General features: G+C 40.0%; 23 protein-coding genes and 1 other annotated feature. Of the genes, 1 reads left to right on the top strand and 22 read right to left on the bottom strand.

The features are described 5' to 3' along the window. Positions 1-28 precede the first annotated feature (28 nt). Complete coding sequence (locus tag LG273_RS08615) at positions 29-448, bottom strand: organic hydroperoxide resistance protein (RefSeq protein ID WP_379561018.1); 420 nt, start codon at positions 446-448, stop codon at positions 29-31. A gap of 57 nt (positions 449-505) precedes the next feature. After that, entirely contained in the window at positions 506-1369 is an 864-nt protein-coding gene (locus LG273_RS08610; protein ID WP_379561017.1) for a LysR family transcriptional regulator, read from the bottom strand. Positions 1370-1478: 109 nt separating this feature from the next. Between LG273_RS08610 and LG273_RS08605 the strand changes: the two genes are divergently transcribed. Continuing rightward, complete coding sequence (locus tag LG273_RS08605) at positions 1479-2249, top strand: class I SAM-dependent methyltransferase (RefSeq protein WP_379561016.1); 771 nt, start codon at positions 1479-1481, stop codon at positions 2247-2249. 236 nt (positions 2250-2485) lie between these two features. Here the strand turns inward: LG273_RS08605 and pyrE are convergent, their stop codons facing one another. The 20 genes from pyrE to sigG form a co-directional block, all read right to left on the bottom strand. Further along, positions 2486-3100, bottom strand: coding sequence for an orotate phosphoribosyltransferase (gene pyrE, locus LG273_RS08600; RefSeq protein WP_379561015.1), 615 nt, complete (start codon positions 3098-3100; stop codon positions 2486-2488). After that, positions 3084-3794, bottom strand: a complete 711-nt coding sequence (gene pyrF / locus LG273_RS08595; protein ID WP_379561014.1) for an orotidine-5'-phosphate decarboxylase — start codon at positions 3792-3794, stop codon at positions 3084-3086. The genes pyrE and pyrF overlap by 17 nt, the downstream gene beginning before the upstream one ends. After that, complete coding sequence (locus LG273_RS08590) at positions 3791-4705, bottom strand: dihydroorotate dehydrogenase (protein ID WP_379561013.1); 915 nt, start codon at positions 4703-4705, stop codon at positions 3791-3793. The genes pyrF and LG273_RS08590 overlap by 4 nt, the downstream gene beginning before the upstream one ends. Further along, positions 4702-5451, bottom strand: coding sequence for a dihydroorotate dehydrogenase electron transfer subunit (locus tag LG273_RS08585; protein ID WP_404459198.1), 750 nt, complete (start codon positions 5449-5451; stop codon positions 4702-4704). Before LG273_RS08585 ends, LG273_RS08590 begins: the two co-directional genes overlap by 4 nt. Further along, positions 5448-8648, bottom strand: a complete 3201-nt coding sequence (gene carB, locus LG273_RS08580; protein WP_404459196.1) for a carbamoyl-phosphate synthase large subunit — start codon at positions 8646-8648, stop codon at positions 5448-5450. Before carB ends, LG273_RS08585 begins: the two co-directional genes overlap by 4 nt. Beyond that, complete coding sequence (locus tag LG273_RS08575) at positions 8641-9741, bottom strand: carbamoyl phosphate synthase small subunit (RefSeq protein ID WP_404459194.1); 1101 nt, start codon at positions 9739-9741, stop codon at positions 8641-8643. Before LG273_RS08575 ends, carB begins: the two co-directional genes overlap by 8 nt. Further along, the gene (locus tag LG273_RS08570; RefSeq protein ID WP_379561009.1) at positions 9734-11017 is read right to left on the bottom strand and encodes a dihydroorotase; all 1284 of its coding nucleotides are present in this window, start codon (positions 11015-11017) and stop codon (positions 9734-9736) included. Before LG273_RS08570 ends, LG273_RS08575 begins: the two co-directional genes overlap by 8 nt. Further along, positions 10971-11897, bottom strand: a complete 927-nt coding sequence (locus LG273_RS08565; RefSeq protein ID WP_379561008.1) for an aspartate carbamoyltransferase catalytic subunit — start codon at positions 11895-11897, stop codon at positions 10971-10973. Before LG273_RS08565 ends, LG273_RS08570 begins: the two co-directional genes overlap by 47 nt. Positions 11898-12069: 172 nt before the next feature. Beyond that, entirely contained in the window at positions 12070-12612 is a 543-nt protein-coding gene (gene pyrR / locus LG273_RS08560; protein ID WP_379561007.1) for a bifunctional pyr operon transcriptional regulator/uracil phosphoribosyltransferase PyrR, read from the bottom strand. A 159-nt stretch (positions 12613-12771) separates the two neighbouring features. Continuing rightward, on the bottom strand, positions 12772-13683 hold the full coding sequence (locus tag LG273_RS08555; protein WP_379561006.1) for an RluA family pseudouridine synthase: 912 nt from the start codon (positions 13681-13683) through the stop codon (positions 12772-12774). Continuing rightward, positions 13680-14150, bottom strand: a complete 471-nt coding sequence (gene lspA / locus LG273_RS08550) for a signal peptidase II (protein WP_379561005.1) — start codon at positions 14148-14150, stop codon at positions 13680-13682. The genes LG273_RS08555 and lspA overlap by 4 nt, the downstream gene beginning before the upstream one ends. 181 nt (positions 14151-14331) lie before the next feature. Next, positions 14332-17085, bottom strand: a complete 2754-nt coding sequence (gene ileS, locus LG273_RS08545) for an isoleucine--tRNA ligase (RefSeq protein ID WP_379561004.1) — start codon at positions 17083-17085, stop codon at positions 14332-14334. A 43-nt stretch (positions 17086-17128) separates the two neighbouring features. Further along, positions 17129-17348, bottom strand: a binding site (T-box leader). Positions 17349-17419: 71 nt separating this feature from the next. Further along, the gene (locus LG273_RS08540) at positions 17420-17923 is read right to left on the bottom strand and encodes a DivIVA domain-containing protein (protein WP_379561003.1); all 504 of its coding nucleotides are present in this window, start codon (positions 17921-17923) and stop codon (positions 17420-17422) included. Positions 17924-18043: 120 nt separating this feature from the next. Further along, positions 18044-18820: an RNA-binding protein gene (locus LG273_RS08535; protein WP_404459190.1), complete on the bottom strand. Its 777-nt coding sequence runs from the start codon at positions 18818-18820 to the stop codon at positions 18044-18046. 9 nt (positions 18821-18829) lie between these two features. Beyond that, the gene (locus tag LG273_RS08530; protein WP_379561001.1) at positions 18830-19093 is read right to left on the bottom strand and encodes a YggT family protein; all 264 of its coding nucleotides are present in this window, start codon (positions 19091-19093) and stop codon (positions 18830-18832) included. A 4-nt stretch (positions 19094-19097) separates the two neighbouring features. Further along, entirely contained in the window at positions 19098-19538 is a 441-nt protein-coding gene (locus LG273_RS08525; RefSeq protein WP_379560999.1) for a cell division protein SepF, read from the bottom strand. A 5-nt stretch (positions 19539-19543) separates the two neighbouring features. Beyond that, a complete protein-coding gene (locus LG273_RS08520; RefSeq protein WP_404459188.1) occupies positions 19544-20215 on the bottom strand; it encodes a YggS family pyridoxal phosphate-dependent enzyme in 672 nt (223 codons plus the stop codon). Positions 20216-20242: 27 nt separating this feature from the next. After that, positions 20243-21052, bottom strand: a complete 810-nt coding sequence (gene pgeF, locus LG273_RS08515) for a peptidoglycan editing factor PgeF (RefSeq protein WP_379560997.1) — start codon at positions 21050-21052, stop codon at positions 20243-20245. Between the two features lie 52 nt (positions 21053-21104). Beyond that, the gene (locus tag LG273_RS08510) at positions 21105-21386 is read right to left on the bottom strand and encodes a YlmC/YmxH family sporulation protein (protein ID WP_379560996.1); all 282 of its coding nucleotides are present in this window, start codon (positions 21384-21386) and stop codon (positions 21105-21107) included. A gap of 175 nt (positions 21387-21561) precedes the next feature. Beyond that, positions 21562-22344, bottom strand: a complete 783-nt coding sequence (gene sigG / locus LG273_RS08505; protein ID WP_379560995.1) for an RNA polymerase sporulation sigma factor SigG — start codon at positions 22342-22344, stop codon at positions 21562-21564. Positions 22345-22365 lie beyond the last annotated feature (21 nt).

Below are 22365 nucleotides of genomic sequence, written 5' to 3'. Positions count from 1 at the left end.
CGAACGACAGCCTTTTTGCTATTTAAAATTATTTTACTGTTGGGTTTAATTCTACATCAATATTACCTCTAGTTGCTTTGGAGTATGGACAGAATTGATGGGCAGCTTCTGCTAACTCATCCGCTTCTTCTGGACTTACTCCCTCCATGGTAATATTTAATTTAACTGCAATCTTGAAACCACCGTCAGCAGAATCTTTTAAAAAACTAACTTCCGCTGTTGTTTCGGAATCTACAGTTTTGTTTTGTTCTCTTGCTACGTGATTTAGAGCCCCGTCATAGCAAGCTGCGTAACCAGCGGCGAAAAGCTGCTCTGGATTTGAACCTTTATCTGATTTATTCTTTGCTGGATTGACCAGGTTAAGATCAATTAAACCATCGTCTGATTTCACATGCCCATCGCGGCCATTTTTAGCTGTTGCAGTTGAGGTAAATAGTACTTCGCTCATTCATTATCCACTCCTTATATCATGTTCTACCGTTACTATTCCTCGCCTTGTCTACTCTTAAACATTTAAAAAGGATTGATTTGACATTGCCTTTATAAAATGATCAACTTGGGGCAGCTTGCGTACTCCTTCTTGGTAGCAGATCCAGGTATCCCGCGTTACCGGCTCGCCATTGGAAGATAATGGGAGGTGTGGGTATTGTTCTTTCATGGAATCGGATACACTTTCTGGTAAAACCGCCATCCCTAACCCTTGCTTCATTAGTTGTTTGCATGTTTCAATCTGGTCAACAGTTATAGTCTTCCTTGCTTTTATGTAATTTTGCTGGTAAAGCCAATTATCTACTAATTCATGCATACTATCATCACTTTTAAAAGAGATTAGAGTTCTCTCCTTGGTTACTTCAGAAGGGAATGGCTTTGTATCAAACAGGTATAGCGGATCGCGAAAAAGCCTTTCACAGTTGCTCTCCTTTAATTTTTCTCCTCGTATGATACAAACATGATACTGCTTATGGTGACTTTTTATATCCTCACTTATTCCTGTTACAAGATCGATGGCAACTTTAGGAAATTTTGCAGTAAATTCACCTAAAATAGAAGGTAAAAAGCGTTGACTGATGAGAGACGAACAAGCAATCGATAAGGTTCCTTGTACTTCTTTACTAGAACTGGCAAGCTTATTCTTCATTTCTTGCTCACGCCGTACAACTTGAAGTGCATGCTGCAAAATCATTTCTCCACTAGGAGTTAACAGCAAGCGCTTTGGTGTACGAATAAAAATTGCTTCCCCAAAATATTCCTCAATATATTTTAACCGCTGCGTTACTGCAGGCTGTGAAATTAATACTGCCTTTGCCGTTCCACGAATGGTACCAATTTCATTTAATTTCAGTAAAAGGGTATAATCATCAATTTTCAATTTATCATCCCTCCTCTAATAAGTTATTGTTATTACTTTTGATTATAAATCAATATTTTATTTATTGCACATAGAAAAGTATAGTAGAAATAAGAAAGGTGTGAGTTAGATGGAAAAAAGCGGAAAGGAACTTGTTCAGAAAGTTTTCTCTGAAAACAAAAAAGCGTATGTGAAAAGTAAAACACATGCAAAGGGTGTTGATCTTATGGCAATACCACATTGGCTCAACTTAAATGTTGAGGACAAATTGTTGGATGTTGCCACTGGTGGTGGACATGTCGCTAAAATAGTGTCCCCATACGTTAAACAGGTTTTTGCGGTCGATTTGACAAAGGATATGCTTGAAGAAGCTGCGAAACATCTTAAATCCCTCTCAAACATCCACTATATCGTTGCAGATGCGGAAAGCTTGCCATTTTTAAATAATACGTTTGATCATGTCGTTTGCCGAATAGCAGCGCACCATTTCACTTCCCCTTATCAATTTCTGAAAGAAGTAAGCAGGGTTCTAAAGCCAGGAGGTTCTTTTTTATTGATTGATAATATCGCTCCAGAGAACGCATCCCTTGATAGCTTTATTAACTCACTAGAAAAATTGCGGGACAGTAGTCACAATCGCTCCTTAAAAAAGTCCGAATGGGCTCACTTCTTACAAGAAGTTCAATTTACCATCATGAAAGAAAAAGAACGTAAGAAAACACTGCCCTTTCAAGATTGGTTGTCACGTACCTTATCTGATAAAACCATGCAGGAACAAGTATATAATTTTGTATTAGGGGCAGATAAGGCTATTTTAAAGCACTATCAAGTAGATCATACTAGAGGTAAAATTGACAGTATTGGCCTAGACGAGTGGATGGTATTGTGTGAGAAACTCTAAACACTTAACGAAGGGTTTTATACCGCTTTAACCGCCAGGAAAGGTTCAATTTGTTCAACTAACAATTGGTGGAGGAGGGAAACATCCTCCCTATGACGTTTCCCTTTATATATAGGAACAGCCGGACAATCAAACGAATATAGTTAATTTTCGCTTGTCGTCCGGCAAGATTTTATTCCGTCAGTTGCTTTATGTTCAAACTTATGACGCACCAATGTAATGATCATAACTAAGTCTTAGAGGTTATCTCTCCATTCAATTAGTTGTTCATGCTCCGACTTTGATAGTAAATTGTCGTGTTCCATTACATTTAAAAGCTCGTCATAGCCTGTAATCGTTGCTAGATTGATATTTTCTTTTTTAAATAACTGCCTAGCTTTATCCAACCCATAAGAGAAGATCGCATGGACCGCAAGAATCTCTGCACCTTGGGCTTTTAATACACTGGCAGTTTCTAAGGAGGAACCACCCGTGGAAATGAGATCTTCAATCACAAGAACCTTTAGTCCCTTGGTACACGCTCCTTCAATTTGATTGCCCTTTCCGTGGCCCTTCGGCTTGGAGCGAACATATACCATCGGAAGGTCCAACTTATCCGCAAGCCATGCAGCATGAGGAATACCTGCAGTGGCACAACCAGCGATAACGTCTGGTTTTTCAGGCATGTTGTCAATCATGTCGATAAATGCCTTGGTGATTTTCTTCCTAATCGTTGGGTGTGACATCGTCAGACGGTTATCACAATAGATGGGCGACTTTATGCCTGAAGTCCAAGTGAAATAATTAGTAGGGTTAACTTGTACTGCTTTAATGTCTAGTAAATTTCTTGCCAGTTCATTTGATAAGGCCATTGTTCCACTCCTTTACTAAACGCTCATAGGCTAGCTTTGGTTCTTGCGCCTTTGTGACACTTCTTCCGATTACAATATAATCTGTTCCTTGATTTCTAGCATAACCAGGAGTTGCAATTCGTTTTTGGTCATGATCTTCCGTCCCTGCTAATCGGATACCTGGTGTTACTGTTAAGAAAGCATTTGTACATGCTTCTTTTATCTTCTTTGTCTCATGTACAGAGCAAACGACACCATCAGCTCCACTGCTTTGGGCAAATTCAGCAAGATGTGTTACATTGTCCTCTACTTCCCCAGGAATGCATAATTCCTTGTTCATCACCTGTTTGTTCATGGAGGTTAACATCGTGACTGCAATTAATTTCGTTGTTCCCGCATTTCCAACAATCAGGCCTTCCTTTGCACGCTTAATCATCTCTGCGCCCCCCAAGGCATGGACATTTATCATTTCCACATCAAGACGTGCTATGTTTTGCATAGCCTTCATCACAGTTGTCGGAATATCGTGAAGCTTTAGATCCAGGAAAACCGGATGGTTGTTCTGTCGTAGCTTTTCAATTACAGCTGGTCCTTCCCTGTAAAATAATTCCATACCTACTTTTACTGGTATACCAGTTAATTCGTTGGTATTAAGAAAATGCTTTGTTTCTTCCCAACTTGGAAAATCTAGTGCTAAATAGATAGAATGACTCATGCCAAAACCCCCTTACCAACTACTTCATCGATAGATGCAAAGCCATAGCGTTTTAAGACGGCCGGAAGATCCTCAATAATCTCTGGACAGACAAATGGATTTTGAAAGTTCGCTGTTCCAATCGCAACAGCGTTGGCTCCAGCTAGTAAGAATTCCAGGACATCTTCAGCAGTTGTAATGCCTCCCATTCCGATAATCGGAAGAGAGACTTGCTGGCGTACTTCATATATCATTCGTATCGCTACAGGCTTAATTGCAGGACCAGATAACCCACCTGTTTTATTGGCAAGCAATGGTCTTTTTGAAGGAAGATGAATTTGCATGCCAGTAAGTGTGTTGATCATGGATAAACCATCAGCACCTGCTGCTTCAACCGCTTTTGCCATTGCCATAATATCTGTCACGTTTGGTGAAAGCTTAACGTATACAGGCAGGTTACTTGCCTTTTTAACTCGTTCCGTAACGCGTGCAGCCATTGCGGGGTCTGTACCAAATTGAATCCCACCTTCTTTCACATTTGGACAGGAAATATTTAATTCAAGAGCTGACACCTGATCGGTCTGGTTAAAAGTCTCTGCTACATATTCATATTCCTCTAAGGTGCTTCCGGCAATATTGGCAATGATTGGGGTGTTGTAAGTTGCCAAAAAAGGTACCTCACGCTCCATTATTTTTTCTACCCCTGGATTTTGCAGGCCAATTGCGTTCAGCATACCAGAAGCCGTTTCTGCTACTCTTGGTGTCTGGTTACCAAACCTTGCTTCACCTGTTGCTGCCTTCATCATAATGGCTCCGAGTTTATTTAGATCATAAAATTCACTGTATTCACGTCCAAACCCAAAACAACCAGATGCTGGCATGATCGGGTTTTTCAATTTCAGACCAGGTAGTTCAACCTGTAACGGATTCATAGACTAACCTCCTGATGATGAAAGACAGGCCCGTCTTTACATATTTTTCTGTAGCCAGCTTCCGTGTCAGATGGGATCACACACGCAAAGCAAGCACCAATACCACAGCCCATTCTTTCTTCAAGTGAAATAAAGCCATTTTTATGAACGAGCTTTTGGGAAACTGCCTGTAACATAGGAATAGGGCCACAGGAATAGTAACTATCAAAATCTTCTACCTCACCCAGCATGTCTGTAACAAACCCTGGTTCACCGTACGAACCATCATTAGTAACGATATATGTCTTACCGAGCTGCTGGAATTCCTTTTCATAAAACACATAGTCCATTGACTGAAAACCGAGGACGGATATAATATTTTTCTCTTTTTCTATTAATTTTTTTCCAAGATGATAAAGCGGTGGTACACCGATTCCTCCCCCAATTAATAGAACCGTTTTATCATCTATTTCTAGGTTAAATCCATTTCCTGCGGGCCCCAGGGCATTTAAAGTAGAATTAGGTTGGTAGCCCGCTAAGTGTTTCGTTCCTGGTCCATTCACTTTAAATATAATCGTAACCGTTTGACTTTTCGGATCGACACTGGCAATCGAGATCGGCCGTCTTAGCATATGCCCCTCTATTTGCAAGTGGAGAAATTGGCCCGCTATTGCTGTCATGCTAACAAAACTGTTTTCTAACACCATTTCATATGTTTCTTTAGCTATCTCTGTTAGTTGCTTTACGACCAATTCTACTTTTCTCATGTTAGTACGACCTCTTTTTGTATCATTTCCTTGGCACTAAATGTCGTAGAATCAATGACATTCAAAATAGCGTTTGCTGTATCCATGTTTGTTAGACAAGCTATCCCATGTTCTACTGACTCGCGACGAATAATGAATCCATCCGATCTTGGCTGTTTCCCAGAAGTCAGCGTATTTACTACAAACTGAACAGCACCACTTTCAATAATGGAAAGCACATTTGGTTCATCCGCACCAATTTTAGCTACCTCTGAAACTGGTAATCCAGCTTCTCTGACATAAGAAGCAGTACCTTGGGTTGCATACAACTGGAAACCAAGCTGGTGGAAACGGTCAGCAATTTCCAACATTTCCTCTTTGTCTTTATCCGCTACTGTGAGGAGCACTGCCCCTTCTTGTGGAATTGTTAAACCAGATGCGATTAAGCCTTTATACAATGCTTTTTCCAATGTCTTGTCATACCCAATTGCTTCCCCAGTTGATTTCATTTCCGGTCCGAGAATAGTATCAACACTTCTTAGTTTTTCAAAGGAGAAGACAGGAATTTTAACGGCTACATAGTCATTCTCCGGCAGAATTCCCGTTCTATATCCCAGCTCCTCCAAACGCGTACCGAGTATACATTTTGTAGCAATATTAGCCATTGTGACACCTGTAATTTTGCTTAAGAATGGAATGGTACGACTCGCCCGTGGATTTACCTCCAGTACATACACTTCTTCATCTCGCACAATAAACTGAATATTAATTAATCCTTTTACATGAAGGGCTTTAGAGATACGCTTTGCAGCCTCCATACATTTTTCCTTAACGTTTTCACTAATCCGCTGTGGAGGGTAAACGGCAATGGAGTCACCAGAATGCACGCCTGCGCGTTCTATATGTTCCATGATTCCCGGTACAATCGTAGTCTCACCGTCACTAATGGCGTCTACTTCCACTTCCATCCCAGTTATATATTTATCGACAAGGATTGGATGCTCGTTATTTACGCTTGTAGTCTTCGCTAAGTATGTTTCTAGCTCTTCCTCGTTATGAACAATTTCCATCCTGCTTCCACCGATCACATAGGAGGGCCTAACTAAGACCGGGTAACCAATTTCGTTCGCTACACCTAACACCTGATCCATACGCTTAACTGCTTTTCCTTTTGGTCGTAGTAAGTTAAGCTCATCTAGTAACATTTCAAATTTGTCTCTATCCTCCGCACGGTCAATTGCTTCCAAATTCGTACCTAGAATTTTCACGCCTCTTCTTTCAAGCCCTGAAGCTAAATTAATTGCTGTTTGACCGCCAAATTGTACAATTACTCCCTCTGGCTGTTCCAGGTCAATTACATGCATGACGTCTTCCAAGGTAAGTGGTTCAAAGTAAAGCTTGTCACTGATACTGAAATCTGTGGAAACAGTTTCCGGATTATTGTTCATAATAATGGCCTCATAACCCATATCTTTGATGGCCAAAACCGAGTGAACAGTAGCATAGTCAAATTCAATTCCCTGCCCAATTCGGATTGGACCTGAGCCTAATACAAGAATTTTCTTTCTTGATGAGACGATAGATTCATTTTCTTCTTCGTACGTACTATAAAAGTATGGCGTTTCTGATTCAAACTCGGCTGCACAAGTGTCTACCATTTTATAAACCGGGCGTAATCCGTAAGCAGCTCTTTTTTGGTAAACATCATCCACAGATTGTTCCCAAAGACGTGCAATATGAGCATCTGAGAATCCTAGTCTTTTCGCTTTCTCTAGTAACTCTCGAGATTCTGGGCTATGTTTTAGCTCTACTTCCAATTTCATTAATCCTGCTAGCTTCACTAAAAAGAAACGATCGATTTTCGTGTGTTCAAATACTTCGTCGATCGACATGCCCCTACGCAATACTTCCGCCAGTACAAAAATCCGTTCATCATTTGCCTTTTTTAAGCTTGCGATCAAAAATTCATTGCTCTCATTTGTTAAGCTGCTTAACCAGAGCTCCTCTGTACCAATATCTAGAGAGCGAATCCCTTTTAATAATGACTCCTCAAAGTTTCGGCCTATGGCCATCACTTCGCCTGTCGCCTTCATTTGTGTGCCAAGCTTCCGATCTCCTGTAACAAATTTATCAAAAGGGAAGCGCGGGATTTTTGTTACGACATAATCCAGTGAAGGCTCAAAGCACGCATATGTCTTTCCAGTTACCGGGTTTACAATCTCATCTAACGTTAAACCAACGGCAATTTTTGCCGCTACCTTTGCAATCGGATAACCTGTAGCTTTTGAGGCGAGTGCAGAAGATCTGCTTACCCGTGGATTCACTTCAATAATAAAGTAATCGAAACTGTTTGGATCGAGTGCCAGCTGGACATTACATCCACCTTCTATTTCAAGCGCACGAATAATTTTTAACGAAGCATTTCGCAAAAGCTGGTATTCGCGATCACTTAAGGTTTGCGAAGGTGCTACCACAATCGAATCACCTGTGTGGATACCAACAGGGTCAACGTTTTCCATGTTACAGACAACGATTGCCTGGTCATTCTTATCACGCATTACTTCATATTCGATCTCTTTGTAGCCAGCTATGTTCTTTTCAACAAGACATTGGCTTACTGGTGATAAAGCTAAGCCATTCCGGGCGATTTCTTTTAATTCCTCCATACTGTAGCACATTCCGCCCCCTGCACCACCTAACGTGTAGGCAGGTCTTACAATCAGTGGAAACCCTATTTCCACCGCAAATTCACAAGCCTGATCTACCGTGTTTACGATCATACTATCTGGCACAGGCTCTCCTAATTTTTTCATCAGAGATCGAAATTTTTCTCGATCCTCTGCTTGCTGGATTGCATTTAAAGACGTGCCCAATAAAGACACATTATGCGCTTTTAAAATACCAGTTTCCTCAAGAGCAACCGCAAGATTTAATGCAGTTTGCCCACCTAACGTAGGAAGCAGTGCATCTGGCTGTTCTTTTCGAATAATCTTTGTAAGAAATTCAACTGTTAATGGTTCCATGTATACCTTATCTGCAACGGTATGGTCTGTCATAATTGTCGCTGGATTAGAATTAGCTAAAATCACTGTATAGCCCTCTTCCTTCAATGACTGGCAAGCCTGTGTACCAGAATAATCAAATTCCGCTGCCTGCCCAATAACAATGGGGCCTGACCCGATAACAAGTATTTTTTGGATGTCTGTATTTTTAGGCATAAGCTACCTCCTTGTTTTGTTTCTGGGCTACGTCTATTACGTGAAGAAATTCATCAAATAAGTGATTCGTATCATCTGGTCCTGGTGAGCTTTCTGGATGATATTGCACCGAAAATGCAGGGTGTTTTTTATGCTTTATTCCTTCTACCGTTCCGTCATTTAAAGCCACTTGTGTGAGCTGTAACGCTGTATTAGCAAGTGATGCTTCGTTTACCGCATAGCTATGGTTTTGGGATGTAAGATAGGTTTTTCCTTTAGACAAGTCCTTTACTGGATGGTTAGAGCCACGATGGCCAAACTTCATCTTTTCCGTATCTGCTCCACAAGCAAGTGCCAATAATTGGTGGCCAAGACAGATGCCAAAAATCGGTACTTTGCCAATTAGTTCATTTATCATGGTAATCGCCTCAGGTACATCTTTTGGATCTCCTGGTCCATTTGTTAGCATAATGCCATCTGGCTTTAAGCGAAGAATATTTTCTGCACTATAATTGTATGGAACTACCGTTATGTGGCAATTTCGCTTCGTAAGCTCACGTAAAATACCATGTTTCATACCGAAGTCCACCAATACAATTCTTCTTCCCCTGCCTGGTACGACATATGGTTTAATGGTTGAAGTCTGAGAGACCTGGTTTGTTGGAAGCTGCTTGCTTGCTAGCTTTGCCAATAATGCTTCCACTGTTTCCTCCTGATCCCCGATAATGGCTTTCATGGTACCGTGTTTGCGAATAATCTTTGTCAGCTTTCGAGTATCAATACCGTGTATCCCAGGAATATCATGTACTTTCAAATAGTTGTCCAGGCTCTCTTCACTGCGAAAATTTGAGGGAACTTCACATGTTTCTTTTACTATAAATCCATGGATAAAAGGGTTTACTGTCTCAAAATCATCTCGATTTATTCCATAATTTCCTGCAAGTGGATACGTCATCGTTACAATTTGGCCGCAATAGGATGGGTCAGTAATAATCTCTTGATAACCTGTCATTCCTGTGTTAAAAACAATTTCTCCAATCATTTCACGATTACTGCCGAATCCTTCTCCTATAAATACTGTGCCATCTTCTAGAACAAGCTGCTTCTTATTCATGTTCATCCTCCTTGTATGCAATGTTGCCTTCTACAATCGTTAAGACAGGAATACCTTGGACGCTCCACTTATGGAATGGGGTGTTTTTGCCCTTTGATAAGAAGGTAGCTTTGTCAATTTCCTGCTGTTTCTCTAAGTCTACTAAGGTTAAATCTGCCGAAGCGCCTTCAGCAATATGTCCATATGGAAGGTTAAATACGGACGCTGGTTTTGCTGTCAGCCAATTTACCAATTGTGCTAGACTGCATTTTCCTGTATGAACAAGGTGGGTATAGAGCAAAGGAAAGGCGGTTTCCAGTCCTACTATTCCAAATGGAGCTCCCTGAAATCCTTTTTCTTTCTCATCTGCTGCGTGTGGTGCATGATCTGTTGCGATGAAATCTATCGTCCCATCTAATAGTCCCTCAAGCAGAGCCTCTCTATCAGCAGCTGCTCTTAATGGCGGGTTCATCTTATAATTTGCATCATCTTCAAGTACTGCTGTTTCATCGAGTAGTAAATGGTGTGGTGTTACTTCCGCTGTTACATGAATACCTGCTTTTTTGGCATCTCTGATGACACGGACAGATTCCTTTGTGCTGACATGGCAAACATGATAGTGACACCCAGCAGCTTCTGCTAATAATACATCTCTAGCAATTTGCACAGATTCACTTAAGGAAGGGATGCCCGGTAAACCTAGTTTTTCACTTACCTCCCCATCATGCATCACACCTCCATATACAATGGAATTATCTTCACAATGGGCAACGATCGGTTTTCCACAAGCAGCAGCCTGCTTCATAGCCTGTAACATATAATCAGCAGTCTGAATGCCCACTCCATCGTCTGTGAATGCAAATATACCTTCCTCTGCAAGCTTGGAAATATCCGTCAGTTCTTTTCCTTGCAACCCTTTTGTTATGGCAGCATATGGAAGAACCCTTACTTCAGCGTCGGCTTCGATTTTCTTTAAAAGAGATCGTACAGCTTCTTCGTTGTCAGGAACTGGATTCGTGTTGGGCATTGCGCACACTGTCGTAAAACCACCCCGTGCAGCCGCTTTGGTTCCTGTTTTAATTGTTTCTTTATTTTCCCCACCAGGTTCACGTAAATGGATGTGTACATCGATAAAACCAGGAAGTAAGAGGTTTTCTTCACAATCGATTGTTTGATCCGCTACTATATTTAAGGTTTCGCCAATCTCCATAATGGTGTTATTTTCTATTAGTACTTCAACTGTTTTTAATTCAGATGTTGATGATAGCTTTTTGGCGTTTTTCAGAAGTAACTTCATTTAACTTTCCCCACTCCCCTAGTATCTTTTTAATTAGTGCCATTCGGATATAAACTCCATTATTCATTTGCTTAAAAATACGCGATCTGTTGCATTCCACAAGAGAAGCATCAATTTCCACTCCTCTATTAACTGGTGCAGGGTGCATAATTATCGCGTGAGGAAGCATTTGCTGCTCCCGCTCCTTCGTTAATCCATAACGCTCCAGGTAGTTCGTAAACTTCCCTTCATCGCGATGTCTTTCATGCTGAATGCGCAGGAGCATCACAACATCACTAGTTTGAACTGCCTCATCTATACTGATATATGGGTAAGGAAGAGCGTGATCTACAAACCCTTCAGCAGCACTGAAAAATACTCTTGCTCCGAGCCTCTGTAGAGAATCTGCATTCGACTTTGCAACTCTACTATGCTTAATATCTCCTACTATCGTTACATTCAGATTTTGAAAACTACCAAACTCCTGATAGATTGTTAAAAGATCAAGCATGCACTGTGTTGGGTGTTCCGCTTTACCCGCGCCAGCGTTTAGTATAGGAATGGAGATGCCATGCTGTAATTCCTGTATCCAGTCATCAGATTCATGCCGGATCACCAGCATATCTGCGCCTATCGCTTCAAAGGTTTTCGCTGTATCATATAGTGTTTCCCCCTTTGTCACACTGGAACTGTCTTGATGGAAATCAAGAACCTCCATTCCAAGCTTTCGCTCTGCAACAGTAAAACTCATTTTAGTCCGTGTACTTGATTCAAAAAACAAATTGGCGGCAAACAACTGTGTTGAGAATGGGAGTGGGTTTTCTTTTAGCGCTTCAGCCATTTCCAATAAAGTAAAAATTTCTTGTTTAGTAAATTGACTTACTGAAGTAAAGTGTTTCATTCCTACAACTCCTTTCAAAACGCTCGTTTCACGGATTTTCAGCATAAAAAAAACCTCTTTGCAAAGATGCAAAGAGGTATACGTGTAGTGTCATACATACACGTCTCCTAAAGCAACCTTGCAGATATCTCTGTATCTGTTTAAAGGTTTTTATAATGGCAGGTAATACCTGCTATTTTTCATAAATGGTTACCAGATCTCGGTCATCGGTTTCCATAAATTCTACGGTAATGACTTCTTTTTCTGAGGTAGGGATATTCTTACCTACATAGTCAGCCCGGATTGGCAGCTCACGATGACCTCTATCAACAAGCACTGCTAGCTGAATTTGTGAAGGCCTTCCATTGTCCATGACTGCATCCATCGCTGCCCTTACTGTTCTTCCTGTATATAACACATCATCCAGAAGAATCACTCTTTTTCCAGACAGGTCAACGGAAATATCCGTTGCGTTTAGTTTAGGTTCCTGGTCCTCGGTTACTTTGTCAAGATCATCGCGATAAAGGGTAATATCCAGTTCACCGGTAGGTACTGTAATGTCTTCTATTTGGCGAATTTTCTCTTGCAGACGTTGAGAAATTGGAACACCTCGTGTCTTAATCCCAATGAGTACAAGCTCTTCTCCGCCTTTATTTTTTTCTAAAATTTCGTGGGCAATTCTGGTAATGGCCCTGTTTATTGCAGCCTGATCAAGAATCTCTGTTTTTTTCTTCACCTGTAAACACTCCAAGCATAAAAAAATCCCTCTCTCCATGAGGAAAAAGGGACACAGTTCTACTGTTATGATACCGACCGAATCCTTTTGAGCCTCTCTGGACTTTTTTAAAGGGTCAACTATTCATTTGGTTTATTATTACAAAGATCACCTTAGATGTCAATACATTTTCTCGATATAATCAATAACCTCTGTGAAATAGCTTGGTAAAGGCGCTTCAAATTTTAACCATTCCCCCGTTTTAGGGTGTGTAAAACCAAGGGATTTCGCATGCAATACTTGCCCCTCCGTATTCATGGTCTTTCTCGGTCCATACTTAGGATCGCCAACGAGTGGATAACCAATATATCTCATATGCACACGAATTTGGTGAGTTCTTCCTGTCTCCAGTTGACATTCAATTCGCGTATAATCTGGATAGCTTTTTAAAACTTGAAAATGGGTAACAGCTGCTTTTCCATTGTCCACCACTGCCATTTTTTGTCTATCCTTCGGGTCTCTTCCAATCGGAGCATCCACCATCCCGGTTTCATGCGGGATTTCCCCATGAACAATCGCTTCATATTTTCGCTCAATTGTTTTTTCAGACATTTGTTTAGATAAATGTCTGTGAGCAAGGTCATTCTTAGCCACTACGAGCAAGCCACTCGTATCCTTATCAATCCGATGAACAATTCCTGGCCTTTCTACTCCATTAATCCCTGACAGATCTTGGCAATGGTACAGGAGGGCGTTCACCAGCGTCCCTGTTTGATGTCCGGCTGAAGGGTGGACCACCATGCCCTTTTCCTTATTAACGACTAATAAGTCACTATCTTCATAGACAATATCAAGCGGGATATTCTCAGGGTTGATTTGTAAAGTTTCTGGTTCAGGTATCGACCATCCTACGTGATCTCCTTGTTGACACTTATAATTCGCTTTAGGCTCTTGGCCATTTACAATAACCAATCCTTTACTAATCCATGTTTGAACCTGTGATCTTGAACTTTCTGCATTTATTTCTGAAAGGAGCTTATCTAAACGTGTACCTGCTTCAGAAGCTGTTACTTCATGTTGGAATTGACTCATTTTTTACCTTTTCCTTTCTTTAACTCATCGATAATGGTAAGAATAATAATTAAAAATACACCAATTACAAGAGATGAATCAGCTATATTAAATATAGGGAAATCGTAGCCGAAAATTATAAAGTCAAAGAAGTCGACAACTTCTTGACGGAATAAACGGTCGATAAAATTCCCAATTGCTCCACCTAACAGAAGACTTAGCGCGATAGCCAGTCCACGACTATCTTTGGCATAACGTTGCATGTAGAAAATAATACCTGCTACCACAACCACCGTAACAATGTAAAAGAAAGCCATTTGCCCTTCCAATATCCCCCAGGCTGCACCAGTATTACGATGTGAGGTCAAGGAAAAGAATTGATTAATAATCGTAATCTCTTCTCCTAACTCCATGTTTTTTACAACCAGCCATTTTGTCAATTGATCTATGCCAATTATAATAAGCGCAAAAATGTAATATATGTACATGCTTGTTCCTCCGATTCTCCAATATGTTCCTTTATATCTTAAACGTAATGCCGTAAATTTTCAATTCACGGCAAAATATTAACAAGCAAAAGCCGTACCTAAGCCCTTGTGATCATAGAGAAAACAGGGTTTAAGTACGGCTATTTTGACTATTTACATGTCACATCCCGATTTACAAAACCTATGCCATATAATGTTCTTTTACAACATTCGCACAACGTGTACAAAGGGTCGGATGATCTTTGTCTTCGCCCACTGTTTCAGAGGCCACCCAGCAACGTTCACATTTCTCACCTGGATGTGCTTCTACAGCAACATCAACATTTTTATAGGATCTTGTATTCTCGGCACTTGCTTGCACAACTGCTTCGGAAACAATCAAATATTGATGCAAATGATCCACTGCTTCTAGTACATCCTTTGTCTCCTGATCTTTCGGTACAATCGTAATCTTCGCCTCAAGTGATTTTCCGATTACTTTTTCATTACGTGCTTCTTCTAATGCTTTTAACACGTCATCCCTTACTTTCATAAAATGATCCCATTTTTGCGAAAGGTCGGTATTTTCATTTTCTGCAACCTCTGGAATATCTGTAAGCTGCACACTTTCTTCTTTTGCACCTGGAATATACTCCCAAACCTCATCTGCTGTATGCGGAATAATTGGTGTTAGAAGCTTAACAAGTGTGGTTAAGATCTCATAGTAACCAGTCTGAATGCTTCTACGGCGATGGTTTTCTTTTGCCTCAATATATAAAACATCTTTGGCGAAATCCAAATAGAATGAACTTAAATCCACCGCACAAAAATTATGAATCTGATGGAAGATTGGTGAAAACTCGTAGTTTTCATAATTAGCTCTTACATCCTTCACTAGTCGCTGCAGGCGTTGTAGCATATATTGATCTACTTCTTCTAAATCATTATGGGAAACCCGGTCTGTTTCTGGATTAAAATCAGATAGATTAGCCAACATAAAGCGGAACGTATTACGGATCTTACGGTATGCTTCAGAGATTTGTTTTAAGATATCATTGGAAATACGAACATCTGCCTGATAATCCACAGAAGATACCCAAAGTCTTAAAATATCCGATCCAAGCTGCTTTTGAACCTTCGATGGGATCATGACATTTCCTAATGACTTACTCATTTTTCTCCCATTACCATCCAATACGAATCCATGGCTTATTACCGTTTTATAAGGTGCCTTACCAGTTACAGCTACAGCAGTTGATAGTGATGAGTTAAACCATCCGCGGTATTGGTCACTACCTTCCAAGTAAACATCAGCAGGACGCTGAAGCTCCTCTCGTTCAACTAAAACCCCTTCATGGGAGGAACCTGAGTCAAACCATACATCCATGATATCCGTCTCTTTTGTAAACTCGCCATTTGGGCTTTGCTCAGAGGTAAATCCTTCAGGCAATAAATCCTTCGCATCCCATTCGAACCAAATGTTGGAACCATGCTGTTTAAACAGGTTTGACACGTGATTAATGGTCTCATCTGTAATAATCGGCGTTCTATCTTCTGCATAAAATACAGGGATTGGTACACCCCACGTACGCTGACGGGAAATACACCAGTCTTCACGATCACGTACCATGTTATAAAGACGTGTTTCACCCCAGTTTGGATACCAGTTAACTTCTTTAATCTCATCCAAAATATTTTGGCGGAAGTCTTTAATGGATGCAAACCATTGAGAAGTAGCACGGAAAATAGTTGGTTTTTTCGTTCTCCAGTCATGTGGGTAAGAGTGTGTGATGAACGTAAGCTTTAATAACGCGCCTACTTCCTCTAATTTTTCGGTAATCGTTTTATTAGCTTCATCGTAAAACAACCCTTCGAATCCAGGTGCTTCATTTGTGAATACACCTTTCTCATCAACTGGACATAACGCATCAATTCCATAGCTGCGTGATACGTAAAAGTCATCTTCCCCGTGACCTGGTGCAGTGTGTACACAGCCTGTTCCGGCATCTGTTGTAACGTGTTCTCCTAGCATGACAAGTGAATCTCTGTCATAGAAAGGATGCTTCGCAACGACACGATCTGCTTCGTGTCCTTTAAAGGTTTTGACTACTTCGTAATTTTCCCATTCTAATGTTTCCGCTACTGTTTCAACTAAAGCTTGTGCAAGAACATATTTCTCATCATTTGCCGCAACAACAACGTACTCTAATTCTGGATGAACACTGATTCCTAAGTTTGCTGGCATTGTCCATGGGGTAGTCGTCCAAATAATAATTTTCTCGCCACCATCAAGCACGTCTTTCCCGTCCTGGACTTCAAAACCGACATAAATGGAAGGAGAACGTTTATCATGGTATTCGATCTCAGCCTCTGCGAGTGCAGATTCAGAGGATGGAGACCAATAAACAGGCTTTAGTCCTTTGTAAATATACCCTTTTTTCGCCATCTCACCGAACACTTTAATTTGGGCAGCTTCATAATCCTTCGTTAACGTAATATAAGGATTATCCCAGTCTCCACGAACGCCCAGCTGTTTAAATTGCGTACGCTGGCTATCCACCTGTCCGAGCGCATACTCTGCACAAAGCTGTCGGAATTCGGCAACACTCATTTCTTTACGCTTTACTTTCTTTTTCTTTGTTAAAGCTGTTTCAATTGGCAGTCCATGTGTGTCCCAGCCCGGTACATATGGGGCGTAATAACCTGTCATAGATTTATAACGCGTAATAAAATCCTTTAAAATCTTATTAAGTGCATGCCCAATATGGATGTCTCCATTTGCATACGGAGGCCCGTCATGCAGGACAAATAAAGGTTTACCTTTAGAACGTTCCAGACTCTTTTGGTAAATATCCTTCTCTTCCCATTCCTCCTGGCGTTTTGGTTCTTTATTCGGCAGGTTTCCACGCATCGGAAATTCTGTTTTCGGCATTAGTAATGTATCTTTGTATTCCATATTTGCTCCTCCTGTTCTAAAATTAAAAAAAGCCTTCTATCCCAAAAGGGACGAGAAGACTCGCGGTACCACCCTTATAAATTTAAAATCACAAGGATCCTAAATTCACTCGATATCCGTAACGTGGATGAATCGTTTATTGCTACTTGCTTCACAATAAAAACTCGGGAGTGATGTTCTAAAAGTCTCTGTACTGGGCTTACACCATACCCCAGCTCGCTTTACCAGATGCGCTTTTATACTGTCTCCGTCAACGCTTTTCAATATAGGTTTTTTACAATATACGATGTTTATGTCATAGAATTATATGTAAAAAAAATAAAGTCGTCAAGGTTTATGACTCATTTTCCGTTAATTCTAGCTCTTCACCAATTTCAGCATCAAACAATTGTTCCCAATCATCGGTACCAATCATATCTAATTGGGCTTCTACAAGCATTTTAAGACGCGTACGGAATACTTTTGCTTGTTTTTTCAACTCTTCTACGTCCATAGAGATGCGTCTAGATTTGCTCAACGCCTCGTTAATAATACGATCAGCGTTTTTCTCTGCTTCTTTAATAATCAGCTTCGATTCTTTTGTCGCATTACCTTTTATTTCCTCAGCAGTTTCTTGAGCAATCAAAATGGACTTATTAAGCGTTTCTTCAATATTTGTAAAATGTCCAAGTCTTTCTGTTAACTGCTCCACTTTTTCCGCAAGATCCTTTTTATCACGGATTACGATTTCGTAATCTTTAATAACCTGATCAAGAAATTCATTTACTTCGTCTTCATCATACCCTTTAAATTTTCTTGTGAATTCCTTATTATGGATATCCAGTGGCGTTAATGGCACATTGGCCACCTCCTTTTAAATAATAGCTTACGTTTAAAATTAATGGATAATAGCAATTTCAATTATACCTGTCATTGACTCAGGAGACAAAAAGCGTTGATTTTCTGCACAGGTATGTTTTTATTTTAGCACAGCAATGGTTATTTTCAACTTATCTTTTTTGGTTTGGCCGTTTACAGCAACAAGCTTACTTCTTCCCTTCCCTCTAAGAGATAATAAATCTCCTTCCTGCAGGCCATATTTTCCATCTTCAACTATTTTATAATTCACTTTCACTTGCTGCTTCGCTATGTAAGATGCCGCATCTTTTCTAGATAGGTGATAGATTTCTTTCAGAACCGTATCTAATCGTAAGGAGGAGACGGTTTTATCGGAATGATCCCATTGCTGTTCGCTTGTTAACCCCTCTTCTAAAGGTTTTTCCTCAAGCTTAATTTTTGCCTTTTTGATCATATTTAAATTCGTTGTGACAAAAGGGGCGATCTCATCGGCCATGATGATTTGCAAGGTTCCATCCTTTACGGTAATATCTCCAAGCTTTTGTCTCTTAATGCCCAGCGACAAGAACGCGCCCATCACATCACGATGCTCCAATTTTACAAATTTACTTTGATATGTTGCTTGACACAAGGTTAGCTGAAAGTCCTCTAAATTGATTTCTTCATAGAATGGAGCAATCATCGCACGCTTCCTCTCCGCATGAGCTGCTCCACCCTCAATAGAAAGCTTTATATCAGACGCATCCCCACCGACGAGCATTTGCAGTATCTGCTGCTCTCTAGGGTCAAGAAAATCAGTAAGCTTTGTCTGAAAGTTTCTCTCAACCTGCTCCTTCCATGATAAAACTTTATCAATAAAAGGTTGTTCATCTTTTCTAAAGTGCTGATATATGTCCATATGTAACACCTATACTAATATTTGGTAGAATTCCCATAAGCCCATTCTTGCCAAATAAAGGACAAAAATTGCCACGATTGGAGACAAATCAATCATTCCAAGTGGTGGGATAAACTTCCGAAACTGTTCCAAATATGGCTCACATATTTTTGTTAAAATAGAACCAAAACTGGATTCTCTCGCTCCAGGGAACCAGGACATGAAAATATAAATAACTAACGCAAAGCTGTAAAGTGTTAGTGCTGTGTTTAACAGCTGAAAAACCTGATACATCTATCTACCATCCCTTTTCAAATTCATTTTCCGAAAATGCCTCTGAAATAGAACCCGAAACATTTACATTATCTGGTGTGCAAAGAAAAGTCTCTGCACCAAGTTTTTGAATATCGCCATTTAAGGCATAAACAGTACCACTTAAGAAATCAACAATACGTTTCGCCTGTTGATGGTCAACCCGCTGTAAATTGATAACTACGGCACGCCTGTTTATAATATTGTCCGCAATTTCCTGTGCTTCGTTATAAGTTCTTGGCTCACATAGAACAACCTTAGATGAAGCCTGTTGCATACTAGTTAGACTCACCACATTTTGTTTCTTCCCTTGCGGCGAAGGTGTTTCCTTTTGCTCTGGTTCCTCATCAACAGGAACTTCTACATACTCGTACTCATACTCATCATCCATAGTAAAATAGTTTTTCAATTTGTTTTTTATACTCATCTTTTTCACCCCACTAATTTGGATCCGATTCGGATATGGGTAGCTCCCTCTTCAATTGCCACCTCATAATCATTGCTCATCCCCATTGATAAATACGTACAAGGTGCGTGCTCATAGCCCTTTTCTTGCACTTTTTCTTTTAATTCAGCCAGTCGTTTAAAAACCTGACGGACTACTGTCTCATCTTCTGTATGTGGCGCCATTGTCATCAAGCCAACCACCTGGATTTTCTGGTGATCGCCCAGCTTTTCAAGAAATGGTAAAACTTCTTCTGGACTTAATCCGTGTTTGGATTCCTCTTTACTTACATTTACTTGGATAAAACAATCTACAGTCTGTTGGGCTCGCTTATTTATCTCTTTTGCAAGCGAGAGTCTGTCCAGCGAGTGGATGACATCAACTTGATGGATAATATCCTTAACTTTTCTAGATTGTAGAGTTCCGATAAAATGCCATTTAAGGTCCATTCCTTGGAAGTGATCATACTTTTCTCTAAATCCTTCAAGTCGGTTTTCACCAATATGGTGGACACCTGCTTGAATCGCTTCCTCGGTTCGTTCTATTGTAACATATTTCGTCACACCAATTAGCGTAATTTCCTCTATTGATCGATTACTTTTTAAACAGGCATGTTCTATTTTACGATTTATTTCTTCAAGTTTTGCGGCAACCTGCATGCGTATTCCTTCTCCTCCTTCGTTGAGCTAATTGGAAAAACCGATAAATCCAAGCATTCTCCCCGTTTTTCCATTATCTCTCCGATGAGAGAAAAAAAGCTCCTTATCTTGATAGGTGCAGTAATTGGTTACACTTATATTATTACGTAATACCCCAGATTGTAAAAGAATATCCATGTTTAACTGTTTTAAATCAAGATTGTAGTAGCCATTCCCCTTAACATCTACACTATTCGTAAAGAATTTATCCGGTATATGGGTGATTACCTGCTCGTCCACTTCATAATGTTTTCGAGATATGCAAGGACCAATTACCACAAGTAAATCTGTCAAGTTAGTGCCCATATTTACAAACTTCCCAACCATCTCTTCCGCTATTCCATGTACAGATCCTTTCCAACCAGCATGGGCAATACCTATCTTGTGTTGTTTTGGGTCGAAGAAAAATAAGGGAACACAATCCGCGTAGAAGGCTGCACATAAAACACCCTCTTCTGTCGAAACAATCCCGTCTATACCTGTCAAAGAACTTTCAAGCTGAATCGCACCGCTTCCAGCGTCTTGCCGTGTTACTGTTTTTACTTTTGTATTGTGAACTTGCTCTCCCACTATCCAGTTACTAAGTGGAAAAGACAGTGTATTTGCTAAAATTTCTCTGTTTTTTATCACATTGTTGTGATGATCTTTAACGTGCAAACCCATGTTAAGACTTTGGTAAGGTTGGGGACTTACTCCACCTATTCTTGTGGTAAATCCAGCTGTCAAAGCAGGCGACAGCTTTTCCCATTTTCCGATTCGTAAATTGGATGCATGATCAATAATAAATGGTTCACTCATATGAATTACCCTCCTGCATGTTCTGGAACCATTTTATCATATTTTAGACGTTTCAACCGTTATGACCCGTAATAAAATTCCCCGAATACAGTGTTGGCTGCCCAACGTTTTTTACTAAAATAACATCCGACCCGATTCTAACGATTTGGTTCCATTGTATAACTAATTCATCTGACTTCCCAAAGAAACCATTTTTTTTATCCTTTACAGTTAGCACAATAGCCACGATTTTCCCACTGTTAGTATCAATTTCAAGATCTGATATATGTCCAAGTCGCTTACCGTCATCCACAATAATTACCTCTTTAACTTGTAATTCTGATAGCTTCATCATTTTCATCCCTCCAGTTACTCTAAATATATGCGATAAATTGTCATTTAAAACAATTAAAAGATAGGGGGATAAAAGACTTTTGCCAAACAAAAACCGAAAGATAACTCGAATTAATCCATATTAATCGAGTAACCTTTCGGCTAGTTATAAATATTCACTTGTTAACTCAAAACCATTATTCAAACATTTGTTTATTCATTTGCTTAATGGCTGCTTTTTCTAATCGCGAAACCTGAGCCTGTGAAATCCCGATTTCATCAGCAACCTCCATTTGTGTTTTTCCTTGAAAGAAACGTTTGTTTAGGATCATTTTTTCCCGTTCATTTAGCTGGTGCATGCCTTCCTTTAGTGAAAGTTTATCCAGCCAGGTTGAATCCTTGTCTTTATCGTCACTTATCTGATCCATTACAAATATTGGATCGCCACCATCATTATAGATTGGCTCAAAAAGTGAAACCGGATCCTGAATAGCATCCATTGCGAACACAATATCAGAATGCGGTACACCCATTTCTTCTGCTATCTCCATAGGTGTCGGTTCTTTTGATGTTTTATTAATTAACTTTTCTCTAACCTGTAATGCTTTATATGCGATATCTCGTAAAGATCTGGAAACTCTAATTGGATTATTATCCCGGAGATACCTTCTTATTTCACCGATAATCATGGGAACAGCATACGTCGAAAATCTCACGTTATGTGATAAATCAAAGTTATCAATGGATTTCATTAAGCCAATACAACCGACTTGGAATAAATCATCGACATATTCACCGCGGTTATTAAATCGTTGAATCACACTAAGCACAAGACGAAGGTTCCCATTTACCAGTTGCTCTCTGGCGGAAATGTCATCCTCTTGTTGCATTTTCACAAATAATTTTCGCATTTCTTCATTTTTGAGTACAGGTAATTTCGATGTATCAACACCACATATTTCTACTTTATGTCTAGTCACTATCGTTCAACCCTCCCAGAT

The sequence above is a fragment of the Oceanobacillus kapialis genome, assembly GCF_044790185.1.
GTDB classification, from domain to species: domain Bacteria; phylum Bacillota; class Bacilli; order Bacillales; family Amphibacillaceae; genus Oceanobacillus_B; species Oceanobacillus_B kapialis.
Note: the sequence above shows the minus strand (reverse complement) of the source record. Positions and strands in the feature narration are given on the sequence as shown.